13 protein-coding genes are annotated in these 21,474 nt (G+C 47.0%); 1 reads left to right on the top strand and 12 read right to left on the bottom strand.

Translation table 11 applies throughout. The features are described 5' to 3' along the window. Positions 1 to 10: 10 nt before the first annotated feature. Positions 11 to 949 carry an ABC transporter permease gene (locus tag AC0YNS_RS11095; protein ID WP_475781059.1) on the bottom strand — a complete coding sequence of 313 codons (939 nt, stop codon included), beginning with the start codon at positions 947 to 949 and terminating at the stop codon, positions 11 to 13. A gap of 390 nt (positions 950 to 1,339) precedes the next feature. Between AC0YNS_RS11095 and AC0YNS_RS11090 the strand changes: the two genes are divergently transcribed. After that, the gene (locus AC0YNS_RS11090) at positions 1,340 to 2,212 is read left to right on the top strand and encodes an AraC family transcriptional regulator (RefSeq protein WP_475781058.1); all 873 of its coding nucleotides are present in this window, start codon (positions 1,340 to 1,342) and stop codon (positions 2,210 to 2,212) included. A gap of 210 nt (positions 2,213 to 2,422) precedes the next feature. On the opposite strand, the gene AC0YNS_RS11085 is transcribed toward AC0YNS_RS11090, so the two are convergent. The 11 genes from AC0YNS_RS11085 to AC0YNS_RS11035 form a co-directional block, all read right to left on the bottom strand. Continuing rightward, complete coding sequence (locus AC0YNS_RS11085) at positions 2,423 to 3,520, bottom strand: mandelate racemase/muconate lactonizing enzyme family protein (protein ID WP_475781057.1); 1,098 nt, start codon at positions 3,518 to 3,520, stop codon at positions 2,423 to 2,425. A gap of 35 nt (positions 3,521 to 3,555) precedes the next feature. Then, the gene (locus AC0YNS_RS11080; protein WP_475781056.1) at positions 3,556 to 4,317 is read right to left on the bottom strand and encodes an SDR family NAD(P)-dependent oxidoreductase; all 762 of its coding nucleotides are present in this window, start codon (positions 4,315 to 4,317) and stop codon (positions 3,556 to 3,558) included. Continuing rightward, positions 4,314 to 6,440: an alpha-galactosidase gene (locus AC0YNS_RS11075; protein WP_475781055.1), complete on the bottom strand. Its 2,127-nt coding sequence runs from the start codon at positions 6,438 to 6,440 to the stop codon at positions 4,314 to 4,316. Before AC0YNS_RS11075 ends, AC0YNS_RS11080 begins: the two co-directional genes overlap by 4 nt. Before the next feature lie 22 nt (positions 6,441 to 6,462). Beyond that, a complete protein-coding gene (locus AC0YNS_RS11070) occupies positions 6,463 to 8,238 on the bottom strand; it encodes a glycoside hydrolase family 35 protein (protein WP_475781054.1) in 1,776 nt (591 codons plus the stop codon). Beyond that, the gene (locus tag AC0YNS_RS11065) at positions 8,235 to 9,932 is read right to left on the bottom strand and encodes a right-handed parallel beta-helix repeat-containing protein (RefSeq protein ID WP_475781053.1); all 1,698 of its coding nucleotides are present in this window, start codon (positions 9,930 to 9,932) and stop codon (positions 8,235 to 8,237) included. The genes AC0YNS_RS11070 and AC0YNS_RS11065 overlap by 4 nt, the downstream gene beginning before the upstream one ends. After that, positions 9,929 to 12,112, bottom strand: a complete 2,184-nt coding sequence (locus AC0YNS_RS11060) for a glycosyl hydrolase family 95 catalytic domain-containing protein (RefSeq protein ID WP_475781052.1) — start codon at positions 12,110 to 12,112, stop codon at positions 9,929 to 9,931. Before AC0YNS_RS11060 ends, AC0YNS_RS11065 begins: the two co-directional genes overlap by 4 nt. A 4-nt stretch (positions 12,113 to 12,116) precedes the next feature. Further along, positions 12,117 to 14,366, bottom strand: a complete 2,250-nt coding sequence (locus AC0YNS_RS11055; RefSeq protein WP_475781051.1) for a glycosyl hydrolase family 95 catalytic domain-containing protein — start codon at positions 14,364 to 14,366, stop codon at positions 12,117 to 12,119. A gap of 82 nt (positions 14,367 to 14,448) precedes the next feature. Then, positions 14,449 to 17,685, bottom strand: coding sequence for a galactose-binding domain-containing protein (locus tag AC0YNS_RS11050; protein WP_475781050.1), 3,237 nt, complete (start codon positions 17,683 to 17,685; stop codon positions 14,449 to 14,451). Positions 17,686 to 17,886: 201 nt separating this feature from the next. Continuing rightward, entirely contained in the window at positions 17,887 to 19,575 is a 1,689-nt protein-coding gene (locus AC0YNS_RS11045) for a type 2 periplasmic-binding domain-containing protein (protein ID WP_475781049.1), read from the bottom strand. A gap of 53 nt (positions 19,576 to 19,628) precedes the next feature. After that, the gene (locus AC0YNS_RS11040) at positions 19,629 to 20,543 is read right to left on the bottom strand and encodes a carbohydrate ABC transporter permease (RefSeq protein ID WP_475781048.1); all 915 of its coding nucleotides are present in this window, start codon (positions 20,541 to 20,543) and stop codon (positions 19,629 to 19,631) included. Between the two features lie 11 nt (positions 20,544 to 20,554). Further along, positions 20,555 to 21,454, bottom strand: a complete 900-nt coding sequence (locus tag AC0YNS_RS11035) for an ABC transporter permease (RefSeq protein ID WP_475781047.1) — start codon at positions 21,452 to 21,454, stop codon at positions 20,555 to 20,557. Positions 21,455 to 21,474: the final 20 nt, after the last annotated feature.

Below are 21,474 nucleotides of genomic sequence, written 5' to 3'. Positions count from 1 at the left end.
CTCACATCCCTTACCAGATTCCATTATCACTGTATCTTTTTGCTAAGAAATTAGCCGCCAACACCAAAATCAGCGAAACAATATTGGTGAAGAGACCAACAGCGGTTGCAAAGCTGTAATCCATGCTTTCTATCCCATTCCGGTACGCATAGGTCCCCAGAACATCGCCCACCTTATAAACAGCCGGAGAATAAAGATTGAAAATCTGATCAAAGTCGTCAGCGACAATGCCTCCCACAGCGAAAATAAACATGATCGTTACGATTGGCAAAATGGCCGGAAAAGTAATGTACCTGGCAAGCTGGAAGCGATTACAACCATCAAGATTCCCTGCCTCGTACAACTCGGAGTTAACCCCTGCAATCGCAGCCAGATATATGATGGAGCTCCAACCTACGCTCTTCCAGATTGAAGTAACGACCAGTGTTCCTACAAACCATGCATTATCACCTAAGAAATAAATAGGCTTCATCCCGAGTTCCCTCAGCAGGATGTTTAACGGACCGGACGTTGGCGATAGTAATTGAATGAACAAGCCTCCAAGTATGACCCACGAAACAAAATGCGGTAGATAACTGATCGTTTGGACCGCTTTCTTGAATTTCACCACTCTGAGCTCATTTAAAAGTAAGGCAAAAATAATTGGAACCGGAAAGCCGAAAATAAGCTTATATATACTGATTTTTATCGTATTCGTAAAAACTTCAAGAAAGCTCGGTCGGCTGAACAGATCGTAAAAGTGCTTCAACCCTACCCATTCACTTCCGGTGATTCCTTTGTTGAATTTAAAATCTCTGAATGCAATCTGAATACCATACATGGGTCCATATCTGAATATTAGAAAGAAGATAATACCAGGCAAAAGCATCAGCAATAAATTTTTGTGTTTGATGCATTCTGTAATCACCCTGCTTCTATTGAGAGTTGCCTCTCTAGTTACAGATTTCAAGCTGATCATCCATCCTTTCCAAAACCCAAATAGGTCTAAAATGAAAGCGCTTACTAAATAATTCGAAATGCATTTTTCAACTGTTTGTTCATTTGCATGAAATGCACAATTCTTTCGTTCACGTGTCTTCTTGGTTCAGACGATTAACTGTTTGCCAATCTACCAACCATCATTTACACGCTAATACGATGCCTCTGCTCCCTCTATTAGTCCAAGTGAGAAGCCGATTTCCCTCATATTTACGCCATATATAGTTATTTTAACCTTCGACCCCTTCGCAAAAATGATATAATGCAGATACGATTAGTATAGAGGCTTAGCGCAGCAAAAACTGTATATAAAAGCACTGGATTTTATGTAAAAAACGATTATCTATGGGGATGATTTATAATGAAGGTAGAGGATTATGCGATTGCGCCTTATGTCCGGAACGCAGACTATGCGATTCGTCGGCCTTTTTTTCTAGGTGAGCGAAGCTTGCTGGATTACATCATTTTTTATGCTCAAGAAGGTCAATTTGAAATTCAAATCGATGGTGTCCTTCATATTGTGAAAGAAGGAGATCTCTGCCTGCTTCAGCCTGGTGACATGCATACGATTAAAGGAATCGGCAATACGATAAATCCCTATGTTCACCTGGATTTCTTCTACAATCCTCATAGGGAGAACAGTTTCGTCACCAGACCGGGCCAATTAGACATGTCGACCTATATGGATTTCATGCAGCCGCGGCTTCATGATTGTGAAACCGTAAATATCCCCTTTAAGCTGGAGACAACCAATCAGCACAAGTTAAGGGATCTCGCATTCAAGATCATCGAGAACTGGCAATTGCAAACCTACATCGGAATCATGGACGCTAATCAGCTTGCTCATGAATGGTTAACGATCGTTTTCAAGACGTATATGGCGCCTCAACCACGCACGCTAACTAAACAGCCATTCTTAAATTGGATTACGTCCTACTTCGCCTTTCACATATCGGAGCCCATACATATTGAGGATATGGCTAAGAGAGCCGGCCTGTCTCCTTCCCGGTTCACCGTACTATTCAAGGAGCATTTCCACCTGAGTCCGTATCAGTATCTTCTAAAGCTGAGAATTAATTACGCGCAAGAACTGTTAAGAGACGGCCTATCCCTGCAAAAGGCGAGCGAATACTGCGGATTTACGGATGTCCACCACTTCTCCAAAACATTCAAGTCTGAAACAGGAGTGAATCCGGGCTACTATCGTAAAAATTGCGATAAAAAAAATGATTAAATTCGCGAGACCGATACTACCACCGATAGTCGATTATACAGAACGTGAAGTCTAAAACTATTGATACATCAATAACCGTTTTCAAACAAATTATGTAGCGCTTCATGAAACAAGAAAAATGCCCCCTAATTGACGGGAACATTTGCTCTGTCTATAAAGATTAACTATCTCACCTGATACTCTTGCAAGATCGCATTCTGAATGGTCCTCTTACCTCACCCGATACTCTTCAAAATACTTAGGAAGTATCGTCGTAGAGGCACCTGGCAGTTCAGGCAGCACATAATGCCCTTCCTTCACGGTAGCCGGCTCTTCAAAAATATGGCGAATCCACGGTATATACTCCAGCATAATCGCATTCTGAGTGGAAGCGACAAGATGCTGATGAATCTGTCCCATATCGCCTATGTGAGGGCAGATTGGAATATCATAGGAAGCAGCTAATCCTGCTACCTGCAGCCACTCTGTAATACCGCCTACGCGCGTTACGTCCACTTGGCAATATTCGATGGCACCTTGGTGAATATAATCACGGAAAGCATATTTATTGTAGACATGTTCGCCTAGCGCAATCGGTACATTTAATGCATCCGCGAGCTTCTTGTGACCCATGATATCATCCGGGTTCAGTGGCTCTTCCAGCCAGAACAGATCGAATTCTTTCAGCTTCTTGCCCCATGTCATTGCCGTATTGATGTTCCATTGCTGATTGACGTCGATCATGAAGATCACATCATCTCCGATTGCCTTCCGCACTGCTTTACACCGGTCGTAGTCTTCGCGCGGATCCGGCTTGCCCACTTTGATCTTCACACCCGTAAATCCTGCTTCCACGATCTCCGTTACATCCTTCAGCAGGCGCTCCTTCGACCAGTTCAACCAGCCGCCATTCGTATTATACGCTTTAATGCGCTTGGATTTGGCACCTCCAAGATACTGCCAGAGCGGCTTGTTCGAAGCTTTGGACATGATATCCCACAAAGCCACATCCACCGCAGCCAACGCCATATGGGTTACGCCGGCTCTTCCGATCCAATGCATTTTGCCAAAACGCATGTCATCCCATAGTTCCTTTACCATGAAAGGATCTTTACCTATAAGCAGCGGCGCATAGTACTTCTCAATCGTATCGACGATCATATCGTCGCCATGAGCGCATGTTCCGGTGTAACCATATCCTACGTATCCCTCGTCGGTATAAATACGAACACCGGCTAATCCCCAGTGCGTAGCAACATTAATGGCATCTGTAATCGGAGGCGTGATCGGCACGTGCAATACAAAACTTTCAACTTTGGTAATTTTCATATGTTCCATCTCCCAGTCATGTGATATGAATACGATTAGTAGCCTAGCGATGCTCCCCCATCCACAGGTAGCGCAACGCCGGTTACAAAACCTGATTGATGGCTCGCCAAGAAGAGCGCCGCCCGTGCGATCTCATCAGAGTTAGCTGGACGGCCAAACGCGTGCATGTCGTTAAGGGCTTGCACGGTGGCTTCCGGATCATCCTGCTGCCGAATCCATTGCTGCAATAAAGGAGTAGACACGCCAGCCGGGCAAATGCAATTGACGCGAACGCCGTCATGCGCATAATCCAGGGCCAGAGATTTCGTCATCGCGATTACGCCGCCCTTCGTTGCAGCATAGACCGGATTCATCTTTTGCCCGATCAATCCGTTTAGGGAAGCCATGTTAACGATTGTCCCTCGCGTCTTCCGCAATTCTGGGATCGCGTGCTTAATCATGAGAAACACGCTTTTCAGATTAACGCTAACAAGACGATCGAATTCTTCCTCTTGAACGTCCTCAAGGTACTTCGGCATAATAACAGCGGCGTTATTGACTAGCACATCCAATCGACCAAATTGCCTGATGGTCTCCTGGATGAGCGCTTGAACGTCCGCTTCTTTCGAAACGTCCGTCTTTACTGAAATCACGTCCATTCCGAATGAGCGCAGTTCGTCGGCGAGCCTTGTCCCATCGTTATCGTTCCAATCGGCAATGACTACTTTCGCAAAATCTGCCGCAAACAATCGTACAATGGCTTCGCCGATTCCCGAGCCGCCACCGGTGACAATAGCCGCTTTACCCGCTAAGCTCATCTTTCAACCTCCCCTGTTGCTTGCTTATAGATGCGAATAAGTGCGCTGGCATAATCGCCAACCAGGTTCAGCTTAATCCCGATTTCCTTTAAAGCCATGCCGCTTACGGGTTCCGTCACGCCCTCGACTATATAAATAGCCTGATCCTCCAAACCAGCCAGGCGAAGATTAGGCAACGTATTTGCGAAAGAGTTCGAACGCAGGAAAGCGAATACGACTGCTTCGTCCTTCGACCTGCTCACATACATCGTCGCGGATAGCTCATTGTCTCTCGGCGATAGCAGTCTGTACTGATCACCGTGTTGAACCGTTGGGCGAATGTTCTTATACAGCTCGATCAGTTCGCGCGCTTCACCTCGCTCCACATCGGACCATTTCAGCAAATTGTCACCAATCCCCAAGTTCCCCATCATGGCGCTATGGAACCTGTATTTCAGAGCAAGCTTTCTTTGATTCAAGGGATGGACTTCATCCGACACCCAAGCCTCCATAATTTTCGCGCAATAAGCGAATGAGAAGCCTTCCTGAATGCGAAGTCTGTCATAGGCATCTGTATTGTCGCTGGTCCACACTTGATCAAAGTACTGAATAATACCAAGGTCGACTCTTCCTCCGCCGCCGGAACAAGATTGGAAGATCACAGCAGGATGACGCTCCTTTAATCTTCTCACAATATCGTACACGCCTAAGGCATGCCTCACCCAGATTTCACGCTGTTCGGAGACAGGCGCCCCGGGATATCCCGGTTCGCTGAAATTCCGATTCATGTCCCACTTGATAAATGTGATCGAATGTTTGCTTAATAGATCATCCATAAAACTAAAAATATAGTCGCGGACATCTTCCCTCGCCAAATTCAAGACGAGTTGATTGCGGATTTCCGTCCGCTGCCTCGTTGGGAAATGGTACACCCACTCGGGATGCGCACGATATAGATCGCTGTCCGGGTTCACCATCTCGGGTTCTACCCACAAGCCGAAATCCATCCCGAGCGCATTTACCTTGTCGATTAAACCGTTTAATCCTCGAGGAAACTTCTCCGGGTTCACATGCCAATCGCCTAATCCGGCTTTGTCATTCATGCGCTTCCCGAACCATCCATCATCGATGACGAATAACTCCACGCCGATAGACGCAGCTTCTTCCGCAAGCTTCGCCTGCAGCACTTCATCAAAGTCAAAATAAGTCGCATCCCACGAATTATAAAGAATCTTTCTAAGCTCGCTTCTTGCTGGAGCTGGCAGTAAGTGCTGAAGCTGCAGCCGGTGCATATTTCGGCTCGCTTCACCGAATCCAGAATTCGTATAGCCGATAAAAAAGCTCGGGGTTTTGAAGCTGCTCTGTGGTTTCAAATCCCAACTGAAATCAAAATCGTTTAAGCCCGCACTAATTTTAACGAGTCCGAAGTGATCCTTTTCCAGCGTAATTTTCCAATTCCCGCTAAACGCAAGTGCACCGAAATACACTTCACCGGACATTTCCGTTGCCTGTCCATTCGGATCCAATGTATAGAAGGGATTAGCAAAATGACTCGTCGTACCTCTTCTGCTTTCCAGCACGACCTTCGTCGTTGGCAGCATCATTTGATCGAATTGCGTCTCGCCGACCCATTTCCCAGTTAAGTAACCGAGCCGGTAATTCCTGTGTTTGGGTACGAATGTCGAGCCGGAGAGAACCGTTTCTAACGTTACGCTGGTTTCGGCTTCATTCACGATCACCGCAGCACGCTCGATAATGTCGAGATCCTCATAGAGCTTATAAGTTAATAGCACCGATAATGGATAGTCCCGATCCGTGAGCACGATCGTTAACGAATCTACCGTCATACTCCATGATGTATAGTCGAGCACGGCATCCCTCACCTGATCGGCAAAGGTTGCTTTCAAGCAAGGCTCCGTAAATTTAGCTTTTGACCACCCCATGAACTCCTCAGCGCTCAATTCACTACCTAACGTATAGGGATATTTCGCCTCAATCTCAGCGCGTGGATAATCGGAGAGGTATGGAAGCTTCTCGCCGAAATAAATGTGGTTGATCGTTCCCGTGTCGCACAGCCCTATCGCGTATGCTGCCGTTTTGGTTTCCATGACCCATATCGTTCTCTGTTCGTCAAACCGAATCATTGTTTTCCTCCTAAACCGTTCGCTATCCTAGCTCCGCGTAGTCCTGCAGCGTAACGACAACCTCTTGTGTTCCATGCAATTCGAAGAGGATCAATTCATTTTCGCCTATACGCAATAGCGGAGCAGGCACATATAACGTTTGCTGCGGCCCTTTATCCCAGTAACGTCCCAGATTAAAGCCATTTACATAGGCGACGCCTTTCTTCCAACCCGCTAATTTGAGGAACGTGTCTCCCAATTCTTCCACTTGGAACTTCCCTCTATAGAACGTAGGCGTAAACGACTCTTCCGACACCTTGGTCACCGGCTGGAATTCAAGTCCATTCAGCTGATCCAGCGGGAGCGGATTTATGGTCCAATCATAGAGGAATTGCCGCTCCAGCCTAACACCTTCCGTAATTCCCTTCGCATCCTTGAGCATCCAGCCGTAATTGGTTCGTCCCATATTCTCGACGAGAATGCTTAACGTTGCACCTTCCGGAGGGATCTCGAGCAGAATGTCGTTGTCCTTGATCGTTAGTGTAATGTCATGCGTGTTTCTATCGATGACGCCTTGATAACGGCCATCCAAGAAAACAAGCGCACGGTCGCGAACGTTCTGAAGCGCCAACTTGCTCTTCTCTCGAGGACCCGTTACTCGAGTCGTGTATAGAATAAAGCCGTAATTTTGACCGAGGCTTTCCATCGTTTCCGGGCTAGTCCGTCTTACGGGCGAAGACAGTTGTGGAAGAGAATTAAATAATGATGCCTGCTCCGTGAGCTGCACGCTTGCATAATGTCGTTTCGGCTGCGAATCGGAGACCTCAATCTCAGGGATATCCACATACTTGGCGATAACATCACGAATCGCTCGGTACTTGTCCGTGATGTCACCGGACTCGTTAAGCAGCGCATTATAATCGTAGCTTGTGACGGTTGGTTCATAACTGCCAAAGTCGTTGGCGCCGTTAAAGAATCCGAAGTTCGTTCCGCCATGGAACATGTAGAAGTTTACGGAAGCCCCCGATTTCAAAATCCGGTCCAGCACGTCCGCTACGTCGTCGAAGCCACGAACATGATGCTCTTCACCCCAATGGTCAAACCAACCGTTCCAGTACTCCATGCAGACGAGTGGCTGTTCCGGTTGATACTGCTGAAGCTTTTCGAATGCTTCTTCAGGCCGCGAGCCGAAATTAACGGTCGCCAATACACCGGGAAGAGAACCGCCTTGAAGCATGTGGTCTTCCGGACCGTCGGACGTGAATAAGAGGACGTCTATACCTCTGTTCCTCATTCCTTGCTGTAGGTATTCCAAGTAAGCATGGTCATTGCCGTAGCTGCCGTACTCGTTCTCGATTTGCATCGCAATAATCGGGCCGCCATTGGTACACAGCAGTGGTCTAAGTATTGGAAGCAATTTGTCGTAGTAGCTGTCTACCTTCTCAAGGTACTTCTCGTCCATGCAGCGCAGCCTCATCTCCGGGTAGGCTAGCAGCCAAGCCGGAAACCCTCCGAATTCCCACTCTGCACATATGTACGGACTCGGACGAACGATGACGAACAAGTCCAACTTTGCCGCGATACCGATAAAATGCACGATATCCGCAATGCCCTCGAAACAAAATTGACCCTCTCTAGGCTCATGCAAATTCCAAGCAATATATGTTTCCACCGTATTGAAGCCGCACGCCTTGAGCTTTAACAGCCGATCTTCCCAGTACTCTGGAACAATGCGAAAATAATGCATCGCCCCGCTTAAGATGCGGACCGGCTCCCCATTAAAATAAAACTGATTGCCTTCTGTCGTGAAATCGCTCATTGTCGCACCTCTTTTTTCTGTATGACCTTGTTGCCCTGAATCTGAACGCCGCTGCAAGCCGTTAAACGAACTGCCCCGGTCAAGTCGACCGGTTTACGAGCAACATCCGTGAATGCAATTTCATTTTTCCAGAAAGTCAGTCCACGTGTACTCTTCGCAACTAACACATGCGCATCCGCGGTATGGATGATATTCTCTTCAATTCGTATGTTCCGGTGAACAGGGGTATCGAGATCTACGTGTCTATTCTCCGGAGCAATATAAATTACGGGATGCTCTCTCCCACCGCAATGGTTGAACGTGTTGCAACGTATCGTAACATCCTCTACTCTGCCGGATTCGAACCAACTCTCCGCATCGTCAGCAATAAGAATTCCGCTCATAGCTAACCGATCGAATTGATTCTGCTCGATGACGACTTTACGGCGAGTGGTGACAAGAATTCCTCTCGTAGGAATTCGCGCAAACCGGTTGTTTCGAATCTCCACTCGAGGTGTCCATGTCGTATTTTCGATAACATCTTCGGTTGCAAGATTCTCGGGGACTGGTTTATGAAGGGTCAATAGGATATCCCGCGGGCTGATCTTTTTGACCGCAAGTACGGTACTGCTTTCGTATGCAGCAAGAGATTTGGCATTAACGAATTCGATGTCGTCTCCCGGGAAAAAAGCATCAAAGCCGTAGCTTTGACCATGCATGAACCGGACTAGCACCTGATTGGAAACAGGCTTGTCCACCACCCGCAAATGAGTGCCGTGAATGTTAATTGGGTCGTCGTGCGTGCCCTCGAAGCGGCTATTCAGGATCTGTATGAGTCCACGGCAGCCGGAAATGTGTATACCATCCGCAAAAGCAGCCGCTGTTCGACCCGACTCTTTACACGGTGCAAGAGTTAAGCCGTCATACGTCAAGTTCTCGCTGAACTGACCAACTATGCCAAGCCCGTGGGTGTAGTGAAGGGTCACGTTCCGCCATGTAATGTTACGGCTCCTATGGATAAATACACCTGCTTGATCACGGATACCGTCACGCATTTGATAGGTGAGGCCTACTGCTGTTTCCGGCATAAAATCATGATCATATTGAAGCCTCAGCCGCCCGGGGGCGATCTCTTCGATCTGATTAGCTGACGATATCGGATTAGGTATGCGCCAAGTTGTATTGCTGGCCGGATCGAAGAGTTGTGTCGGACCTTCTTGATAGCACCAACCTTCTCCTACCCAGCTCAGCTGACCATCAAGCAGCTCATACCACGAATCGCGATGAACGCTGACTTCAATAAACCCTGAAGCTATCGCCTCTACAGTCATTTCAGACATTGTCGGTCTCGCAAAGTCCGTTCGCAAGTTGCGAACTTCGATATTCTCGCATTGCTCGAAGACGAACATCGTGAATTTGCCGTGGAATCTGAACAACGCTCCGTTGCCCTCAATCACGACATTGCGCAGCCCTTGAAGCAGCACTCCAATTGTCTTCGTAACATCTGGGTTTTCTTGCTCGCTGGCGCTATTCGTAATATAGAATGGCATCTTTGCAGCATGTTCCGGATAGAAGTCATAGCAGCCTTCAGCACATTCCAACACAACCGGAGCATCTATGGCAGCAATAGCTTCAAGAGCACGCTGCATCGGAACAACCGTATCTTCCCCACTGTTGGGATTGGCTCCATAATCCGTTAGACGAACAACAATCATGTTCTATCGACCGCTTTCTTTAGCAGATATTGTTTTCCGGCTTCCGTATGAAAAGAAAACATCCCGTCCTTGAATGTGTATGGGACTACGCATCGCAGATCACCTTCTGTCTCAATCACTTCGAAGGTGTCTCCGACCCAAGGGTTCACGATTCTGCATGTTTTCCCTTTCTCGCTGATGATTCTCACATAGGCGATTTCACCATCTGCCTGCTCGCTAGACACAAGAAACGCGCCGACGGCACGCAGATGCTCGAATCTAGCATTTCGATCAGCTGGCCACACAGGGAACAACCGGATAATCTGCTCATGGCTTTGCATAAGCATTTCGTTGATCGCCGTCGGTACTCCACTGCAGCACTCGATACCCCCGCCCCCGAAGAAAATGAACAAGTTAGGAAAACTATGCTCCGAGCATTGCCGACGAAGCTCCCGCAAGATGACTTCGGGATCATAACCAACCCTCGCGGCCGCCGTGAATATCGTCGGAAATCCATTGTAATCGCTCCAGCGATTCATGGCCGACAACGTATTGTGAGCGATACGAAGCAGCTCTGGCCCAGCTCCCAGTCCGATTGCTCCAGCTGGAAAGATGTGCTGCACCTCCAACGAATTTGAAGTACCCCACTCTCTTCCTCGCTCGGTCAAACGAAAAACGGTCTTCCCTTCTCGCTCAAAAGTCGGAAACTCGCTGATGTTTGATAAAATATGTGACCAGTGAGCTCGTCGATCCGTATCCCTGCCAAGCTCGACGCTCATCTCTACTAATCCTTTAAAAATAACCTTAATAAATCCAAGGGATAGAATCGGATTCATATCGTGGAATCCGGCTGACCAACTGTCGTCCTCATGATCCGTCGTCCAAACATCAACCTCGTTGATACTGTCGTTGTATACGACATACCGATCATTCTCAAACTTCAAATAATCCTCCCAGAATTCCGCGACTTGTAACAAGTATGGATAGGCAATCCGATTCGTGTAGTCAAGGTCATAGGTATGATAGAATCGTATCAACATGTTGATCGCCGCATAAGAAGCGTTGCTCTTCTGCCCGCAGAACATATGGCCGTCCTCGTAAGGCGTTTCGCATAGAGCGGTAGGCAACCCTCTCGGGCCTATTCCGACATCATAGTACACACCTCGGGAGCCCAAATATTGTGCCGCATATTGCCTGCCATTCTCTACGTATTCAAGAATCGGCGTATCATATGGCTCCGTTAGTTCAATATGATTAGAAGAATACGTTCCCCACCATGGAGCTTGATAGTTATAATTCAAATGATAATCCCCTGCCCAGGCAGGATTGTCAGTCGTGATCCAATTGCCAAACAAACCGGGAGGAAAAGCTTTGTTCCGGCTGCAGCAGGCCATAATGTAATGGGAGCCGTACCAGAACCGTTCCAGTAGCTCATCCCCGATCTCAATCGCCGATTTCGACCAAAACTGTCTCCACCATTGAACATGTGCTTCTCGAGTAGAAGCTATCGAAGCTTGGCCTGCTTCTGCCACGTATCCGATTGCGTCGTTCAGACAGTCATCCGAATCATGGTTGGTGCGAGCGGATAGGACAATAACCGCAGGACGTCCCTCCTGCAGCACAAATTCATTGCCCGAATCCGTCAGAGCGTGTACCGCTAGACAGCCATGTGTAGGCCAATCCAAATCCGTCCCTGAAAATTGCCTTGAAACCCACTGGACGCGATTGGACTGTCCTTGACTTGTAATGGATTCGTGACCCGACTGTGTCCATAAATCGATACCGACAGATACCGGGTCGCCCTCGGAAGATAGCTCCATGATGATCACATTGTCCATTGCAGCCACCCATGCACGTGTAGAGACTTTGGAAGATGCCGATTGAAAAATAGAGTGAATCTCCGCTTCGTATAGTCGTTGCTCACAATAGTACGAGCTATCCTTCAAGGCAGGGATTCGAATATCGATGCCTCCCAGCAAACAAGGACTTCCATTTGGAAACATGCGCTTTGCCTTCCAGAAATCGTTCTTCGAAATCCAAAACCGTTGCAGCTCCGGTTCGCCGCTGACGACCACGCCTACGTCCCCGTTGCCAATAATAGGCCCATCAACGACTTTAGCAGTCGGTACATGTTGTGGAGGCTGGTTAAAAACAGCATTAAATCGAGTTACCTTGTCTTCCGCCTTAAACCAACTGCTCATCGGATCAATCTGCTCCTCTCACTGTGCACTGCTCCCCCGCCTCAAGTGAAATCTTGATATCCATGCCGATCGGGCATTCGATTACCGCTATGGTTCCATCTCGTTCGAATGAAAGCCTGTCGCTATCGAACCGGTTTTCGAGTAAGAATTCACCGCTCCGCTCCGCTTGCAATTGCACATACTCCAATCGCCTTCCAGTCACTTTAGAAGAAATTACGATGCCCATTTCGCCGCGGAAACGCCTAAACTCCATGCCATCCTCAAACCAATCATTCGGCACTGCCGCGAAGGGAACAATCTTTCCTCCGCTTGTATGCAAGAGCATCTCTTGCAGGGCATCGGCAGCCGCCATATTGCCTTCCAGCGTAAAGGGCCGGTAATGAAACTGGGTCAATCCCGTTCTGCGGTAATCACCGTTAAGATGAAATCCGTTAGGCGAGCATAGATGCTCCCAGAACTGGCGCAAATGGTACCTCGCAGCTTCACCGTTTCCCTGCCTTGTATAGAGAGCTGCCATCCAGGCGAACGAATAGCCTACCCACATCCCTTTGCCAAGCACCTCAAGATGGGCAATTGTATCATCAATGATCTTCTTCTCCACCGCTGAGCGTCGATACTGCACGGTCTGCAAAGGGTAAATCGCCATTGCATGCGAGAAGTGCCGGTGACTTTCGAGCAATCTTTCGTCCGGACTGAGCATGAATCCTGACTCATCAACGGCAAGCTCGGGCATCATTTCCGCATACTCTTTCCATAACTCACTTTCTTTCTTCATACCTAGAAGCTCGGACAAATCCGTCAATCGTGAGAAGAGGTAACGAAGCAATGCCAGATCGTAATTACTATTCGGCGTCAGCCAAGATTGTAGACTGTCATCGTGAATTTCAGGAGAGCTTGAAACAGGAAGTCTCAGTTTGCCGTCTTCTCCCTTTATCAGTAAATCCAGCAAACAAAGCGCTGTTTCTTTGAAATACACGTAAGCCCTTGTTTCTAGAAACTCCTTGTCTCCGGTATACAGCCAGTATTGATCGAACGCTTGGCAGAGCCAGATCTGATTCGTTGGGCTAAGCGAATACATAGGCCATCCGCCCAAGGGCTTGCCATCTATGGTCATGACCGAGGGCAAATTGATGCCGGCCGATTCATAATACGATTGCGCGAATTCTCGTGCAGCCGGGCGCAAGTTCCACAGAAAATCGAGAAAGCTTTCCCCTTCTTCCAGATGATTCGCCTTTAAATAATGCCAGTAGCTCAGTTCCGTGTTCAGGTCATGGTGATAATCGCCTTTCCACGGCGGCAGCTTCCCTTCATCCGCCGTCCAAACACCTTGCAGCGGCATTGGAGGGGCACCTTTCCGTGAACAGGAGCCGAACAAGTAATTCGTAACGTACCACTGCTTCTCGATCTGGAACTCGTGCAACGTCAACTCGCTTTGCTGCCAATATCGCTCCCACCAAGCCAAGTGGGCTGGAAAAGCTGCATCGAATCCCTCGCGAACAGCAGCCTGCACGTTCAATTTCGCTTGCTCAAACCAATCTTCACCATCGTGGTTAGCGGCCACGATATACACCCATTCTGTCGAATAATCGGATGTTCGTCGTTCGGCTACGACAATCGCATATTCCAGCTCATGGTTCGTTTGCTGATAGAACCAATACAAATTGCCCTCCGTGCCAAATTTCGCTCCAGGGTATCCTAGTAAATCCAAAGAATCATGCGAGTCGATAGAATGATCTGAATAAGCCGGGGCACTCAGCTTGATTTGGATCTCGTTTTCTTTCCCGCCTTGAAGACGAATATATCCGAGGCCATTCTCCGCATGCAGGAACGTTTCAAGCCGATAGGATGTTCCATCTGCAAGCCAGTTTACATCAGCTTTCGCCTCGCGAAGATGAAGTCTGCTTGTCATCGTTTCTGCTGCAGATCCTAGCAATTCAATCCGACCCGCAGGCAGCTTGGTAGGATTCGGATACACGGAGAAGAAATCGCTGAACCTGCTGGAGATTTGCTGCTGATCTCCGGCTTGCACAAGCTCAACTAAGTTACGGTACGTAAAGCCCTCGTCGAGCACTTCCGGTACCGATCTTGTATCCCACAAATCCCCTCTGTCCAAACTTAAGCGAAGAGGCGAGCCGTCGCCCCACACCAAGCACCCGGTCAATCCGTTTCCTAAAGGAATCGCCTCATCCCAGCGCTCAATCGGTTTATGGAACAGAAGATCATGTTGTTCCGAAGGCAATTTGTATGTTTGCATGGCGCACCTCTCATGTTCTTTCGTTTTCATAGCTCCTAATAATAGAGGGCGCCTCTCAGCGCCCGCCCATTCTTCGGATCCATTAGTTGTATTCAAACGCATCCAAATTGCAGTTTCCGCTTACCCACTCCACTTTAATCGTGTGGGTTCCGCTTGTGAGGCCCGTCTTTTCAAAGACAACTTGCTGTACCAGTCTTGTCGGGTTGGATGTGTTAACCTGCTGCTGGAGTACACCGTCAATATACACATTCGCATTCCCGTTGTTCGCTTCCTTCTCACTAATCCATCTAATCTTCGTGCCGGTGAATGCAAATTGGTAGTATCCACCCGCACTGATGTTATGGAGATCATCCTGATAATCACCGAGTCCTCGATTAGCCGAATAAACGGAGCCTACCGTAGTAATGTTGCTGTCGGAATCGTTGACCTTAGTACCCGTCCATGTCGGCGGCACATATTCATATACCTTTACTTCCGCCAAACTTAGATTATTGGTGCCAGTCAGTTGAATCTTCACGTATCTGCCTGTTGCGCCGCCTGCATTTACCGTTAGACTTGGATTCGGGTAAGTAGTTTGATGATTCGACCAAACCACGGTTTGATTCTGATCCAGAACAAGTACATTAAAGTCATTTAACCGGTTACCGCAGCAATCTGTTCGGTTGAAAATCTGGATATCACCCAAATTGTAGGAGCTGCCCAGATCTACCTGCCACCATGCACCAGCATCGCTGTTGGTATGGGTTACGGAGTTATTAGACCAATTACCGTTCGTATTCCCATCCACCGCTCTGCTTGCCGATCCACCGTTATAGGTTGAACTTTGCGAAGCAGGTTTACGAAGCGCTAGATTGCTATCGACAATAGCCAGCGGCGTGTATGTGAAATAATCAACTTCCACAAAGTTACTGCTTGCAGCAGGGTTTTTATCACTTCGGACGACAACTTTGATTGTGTGCGTACCGCTGGATAATCCCGTTTTCCTGAATAGCTCGGCCTGAATGCTTCTTGTGGATTGATACGTATCCACCGTGCTGTCGAGGACGCCATCGATATAAACGTCGGCTTTACCATGATCGCTTCCTTTTACTCCATACCAAGAAACAGACGTACCGCTAAACGTATACTCAGTAGTGCTATTGGCAGAAGTGGTATAATGGCCTGTATTATTGTAGTAGCCCGAACCAATACCGCTTGTCGACCATGATCCTGTATAAGTAGCTGAAGTATCATCTGCCTTGGTAATGCTCGGGGTATAGGCTAAATAATCCACTTCCACATAGTTGTTGCTGGCACTCGGATTTCGATCGCTGCGCACAACAATTTTGAACGTATGCGTGCCGATTGATAAGCCCGACTTCGAGTAAAGCAGTGTCTGTACGCTTCTGGTGGACGAATACGTATCAACCGTAGCATCCAAGATCCCGTCAATGTAAACGTCCGCCTTGCCATGATCCCCGCCCTTAACGCCATACCATGAGATCGATGTGCCGTTAAAAATAAACTGCGCGCTGTTATTCGCTGCTGCTGTGTAGTGAGCCGTATTGTTGTAGTAGCCGGAACCAATACCGCTCGTCGACCAACTACCTGTAAAGGTAACATCGGTGTCATCAACGTTAATCGGAGATACTGGAGGAACATCCTTAACTGCACTTTTCACAGCCTGTAATTGTGCAAAAGCATCCGGATCCAGTTGGCCCCATCTATTAACTTTGATATCCATACAGATCACGCCTTGAAGATCGGTGGCGTTCTTCACCCAATTCACCAGATTTGTTGTATTATTTGAAGCTCCTTTATTCCCCCAACCGCCCCAGCTTGGATCATAATTGCCAAGCGGAGTCCAGTTAAACCATTGGACGCCTTCCTGTGCATCTGCCCATCTTCCATTCGATGGAATCGAACCAATCGAATTGGATTCGCCGCCAATAAAATCTTGATAGGGGGAAGGGCTGCCTCCCGTTAACGAATAGGCGATGATACGATTCGGATTACCTGACTTGGCCGCATTCGTAAGGCTATTCCAGTTATATGTCTTCGTCAGATCATCATACTCCGCCGTCGTCCAAGGGAATACGCCATCGAACCACCAGCCTGCTAATTTACTTCCATAACGGTCCGAATATTCCCGAATAACGGCTTGCCATTGTTGCTGTGTAACTTGCGATTGAGGAGTATCACCATTCCTGAAGTTATATGCATCTGATATTTCATACCCGCATGTAGTCCCAGGATCCGTACCGGCAGGACAAGCAGATTTGCCTGCGGTGACTCCAGGCTTGGCCGGAAGATACAGCATCAGCTTAATGCCATATGGCTGAAGCGCGTCGGCTATTTCCATCGGCAAGTCTCTGGTAGATGTTCGTTGCCCTGGCTGCAATCCTGCAATTTTATCGTAAGTGTCATTTGGAGCAAGCAAATAACCGGTATTTTGTCCGAGTGTTAAAATGAGAAAGCTTGCCCCCGTTTGTGCGACTTGCTGGGCATACGCATTGACATCGAATCCATTAATAATATCGTTCCATGTTTCTGTCGACTGCCATTTCTCACTATCATTTGCAGCTACGCGATTGATATAATTGGAAATAAAGTGATTGGATATGCCATACTTCCCATCTAGGAACCAATCTGTATTGGAATTGCCGATGTCATCGCCAATCGGTCCAATAGCACTACTTTGCACTGGCGTTCCGCTCTTCCCGAAACGATCAACAGGGGTAATTTCATATTTGATATATTTGCCGATCAATGCGCTCGTCAATGTAATCGTTTTCTGATAGGGTCCCGCAATTTGGGTATAAGTGCCGGCCGCGGAGTCTGACATGAACCATTTAAAGAGCGATTGGCCCTCTGTATCATTATCCGGATCCGAGAATGTGTAATTCGCCTGTAGTGTTGCCTTCTTTTTCAGAATTCCTGCAATAGATAGATTCGCAGCATTCGGTGCGTTATTGTCTGAATACACATTCAAGCTATCCAGCATCATGTTCGTTCCCGTTTTTTTTACGGCTTTAAACGTATGCGAACCCGAGCTAAGATCTGTTTTGCTATACATCGTTTGCATAACTAATTTGGAAGAGTTGTAGCAATCTACCGTTGTTTGAAGTAAGCCGTCGATATAGATATCCACTTGTCCCAGATCTGTATTCTTCTCCGTTATATATTCAATACCTGTTCCTCTGAATGGAACCTCAAAATAATCGCCATTATTCGAAGTATAATGGACGTCACCTAGATAATCTCCGCTCCTGCCGCTGCTGTACTTCCAAACGCCCGAATAAGAAATAAGAGTGGTTGAATCATCATTAGAAGTTGTCATCACAGAAGTTGCCTGTGCTGTAACAGGTAGAAGCGAGGTTATAATTAGACAGGCCAAAAAAGCTGCAAGAAATGACTGCCGTTTCTTCAAAAGAAGTATCATTAAGTAGTCCCCTTTTTAAAGTTGGTTTTTGTTCATTCTGCATCCTATTAAATTGGAGATACCCTATTTTCTTAGGGCATCTCCAAGCTTGAAAGAAACCTATTTACCAGCCTTCGCCATTTCAGCAGTAACTTCTGTAATTGCTTCGTTAAGCCCCTTGCTTTCATAGCCCTTCACAATTCCCTGCCACATCTTAACCGGATCTTCTTTGCTAAGAATGACTTTCGTTAAGTCGTCGTTGAAGTTAACCGCACTAAGCTTGTCTTTGCCTGGCGTAGACATTGTGAGGATTTGGAACTCTGTTGGAATTGCTTGTGCATTCGTCATCTGCCATGACATTTCGTTCTTGATGAAGTCCATCATATCTTGACCCATGTTAATTTTATTTGCTTCACTGTCATCGAATACGTTGGCATTCGCCCAAACCGCTAGTTGGCTAATAACATCAATCGAAGGATACATTCCTTTAATATCTGTGAATTTACTTGTTTTCTCATCCTTCGCACGAGTAATTGTTATCGCGTCGCCGGACTTCGTGTAATCCTTGCCTTCAATACCATAGTTGAAGAGTTCCTTGCTTTCGGGCGAAATCAGGTAATCGTAGATTCTTAGAATACGATCCATCTTCTTGTCATCTACATTAGCGTTGAACATACTTTCAGACCACCAAGTGAGCGTCGTGAAGCGGTATGTGCTTCCGTCTGCTGATGGCCACAAGTGCAGAGGTTTTACAGCATCAAAGAAGTTTTTACCCGGATTTGCTTTCTCCCACTCATTTTTAACCGCTAGATTAATGATGCCGGCAGCAAGCGCTCCTGCTTTGCCTGAATAAAATTTCTGATTCGCTTCGCCAGCTTTAGCAACAGCGAAGTCCTTATCCATGCCGCCTTCAGCATACAACTTACGTGCATCTGTTACGACGGTATCCATTTGCTTAGACGCATAGAATGGTATCCATTTGTCGTCTTCCTTCAACCAACCGTTGTTTCCAAGCTGTGGCAATAGCGGCATGAGAGCTGCTGTAAAGAAGTTCATATTATTGCTTACGAGACCAACCGTATCCTTCTTGCCGTTGCCATCCGGATCTTTTTCCTCGAACGCTTTCAGCATAGCTGCAAATTCATCGAACGTTCTCGGATCCTGGATGCCGAGTTTCTCCATCCAGTCTTTGCGTACGAAGATACCGCGATCCAGTGCCCACATATCGTTATTTGGATACGTCAAACGAGGAAACGCATACAATTTACCTTCTCTTGCAATACCTTGCTTAACATCCTCAAGCGTAGCTACTTTCTCGACATTCGGATATTGGCTCAAATCGTCCGGAAGCGCGCGAATCAGCTTCTGGTTAATCCAGTCGCTATAACCAGCCGCGTTATAGCCGCTCGCTAGGTCATGGGTAATAATATCAGGCAATTGGCCGGAAGCCGCCCATACTTGGGATTTCTGCGCCCAGTTGTCCCAACCTACATCCATTGCTTTGAACGTAACGTTAAATTTCTTCTCAATTGATTGCAATACTTCATCGTTAGGTTGGAAAGCAGCTCCGATTCCCCACCAGGAAACCGTAATATCCATATGATCTTTCAACGGATCCTCTGCCGGCGCCTCATTGGTTGCAGCGGCAGTATCATCGCTAGTTGCAGTATTGCTGTTAGTGCTCTCAGTCGTTGTTGCAGCATTCTCTTTACTTTCATTTGAAGAATTCGAATTTGCGCCACAACCGGTGAGCACTACGATTAATGCAGTTAATGCTGCAGCTGTTTTCATTGTTGTCCGTTTGTTCATATTGAAAATCCTTCCCCTCTATTTGTTTTTATAATAAAAGCCAATGGCTTCTACTAACCTTTAACAGAACCGAGCATGACGCCCTTCGTGAAATATTTCTGTAAGAACGGATACAAGCACACAATCGGCAATACGCTGACGACCAATACGGCCATTTTGATCATTTCCGGCTGCAAGCTCTGATTCTGTGTCATAACTGAGCTTGCGTTTATACCATTTAGAAGCTGTTGGTAGTTCGTCAGTATTTCCCGAAGCAGCGCCTGCAAAGGAAGCTTATTGATATCTGTCATAAACAGGACACCGAGCCACCATTCATTCCAACGATCTACAGCGTAAAATAAAGCTATCGTAGCAATCATGGGCATTGAGATCGGAAGCGCGATTTTATACAGAATCTGAATATCATTCGCTCCATCGATCTTGGCTGATTCCTCAAGCGCCGCAGGCAAAGTCCTGAAGAACGCAAGACAGATAATCAGATAGAAGGTATTGACGGCTACTGGAAGCACCATGACGAACAGGTTATTGATGAGCCCCAGATCCTTCATCGTTAAGTAGAAGGGGATTAATCCGCCGTTGAAGAACATCGTAAAGATGATACCTCCCATAACGAGCTTTTGCCCCGGAATCCCTCTCTTCGACAACACATAGGCACCTGATAAGGTTGTGATCATATTAATAATTGTTCCTACGACCGTTACAAATAAAGTGACATTAAAGGATTTCAATATCCGAGAATCATGCAAAATATATTTATAGGCTGAGAGATCAAACGTCGTCGGTACTAGATAAACGACTTGCTTCGATATCGCTGCCGAGTCGCTGAACGACATCAGAATGACATTGTAGAAAGGGAACAGCGTGAGCAGCGTGAGCAGCATGAGAATGGTATGGATAATGAGGTCAACCATATTAAGGCTACTTCGCTTCTTCATATATTGCTTCGTAACAACGTTTTCTCTGGTCATTGAGGCCTCCATTACACCAACCCCTCTCCGCCTAGTTTTCTCACCATGTAATTTGCTAAGTACAGCATTGTGAAGTTAATAACTGCCTTAAATAACCCTACTGCCGTTGTAATTCCAAAGCTTGCCCCGGAATCGAAAGCTGTTCTGAAGATATAGGTGTCGATAATGTCAGCCGTTTCATATACACCTGCATTGTACAGGTTGAAGATTTGCTCGAAACCGCCATTCATCGTATTTCCTACGGCAAGGATTAACAGAATCGCGGCTGTTCCGCGTATCGAAGGCCACGTTACGGCCATTAGCTTCTGAAACCGATTTGCTCCGTCAACATGAGCCGCTTCATACAGTTCAGGATTGATGCCGGCAATCGCCGCGATATAGATAATTGCGCTCCAGCCGATCTCCTTCCAAATACTTGAGATGAACAAGAGCGGTCTGAATGTACCCGGCTCAGTCAGCAGATTCACCTTCTCGAAGCCCAAGTATGTGATCATTTGATTCAGAACACCTGAGTCGCCAAGCAAGTTCAACATAATACCGCTAATGATGACCCAAGAGATGAAGTGGGGAAACGTATAGACCGTTTGATAAAACTTCTTCATCTTCTCCCTGGTTACCTCATTGATGAGCAGAGCAAGTATGATCGCTACAGGAAATTCAAACAGTAATCTACCTCCGCTAATAATGATTGTATTGTTAAACGCCTTCCAGAAATCTTGCTGCTTCATTAACTCCTTGAAATTGCTTAGGCCAACCCAAGGGCTCTTCATGATTCCTTCCCCGATATGAAATTCCTTGAAGGCGAGAACGACGCCATACATCGGCAAATACTGAAAGAGCAGATAATAAAGAATGGTTGGCATTAGAAGAAGATACAAGTATCTATTTTTATAAAATTTGTTCCCTACCATATTGTGCTGCGGCACCTCCG

The organism is Paenibacillus sp. J22FR21 (assembly GCF_056269135.1).
This window is presented reverse-complemented; position numbering and strand designations above follow the sequence as displayed.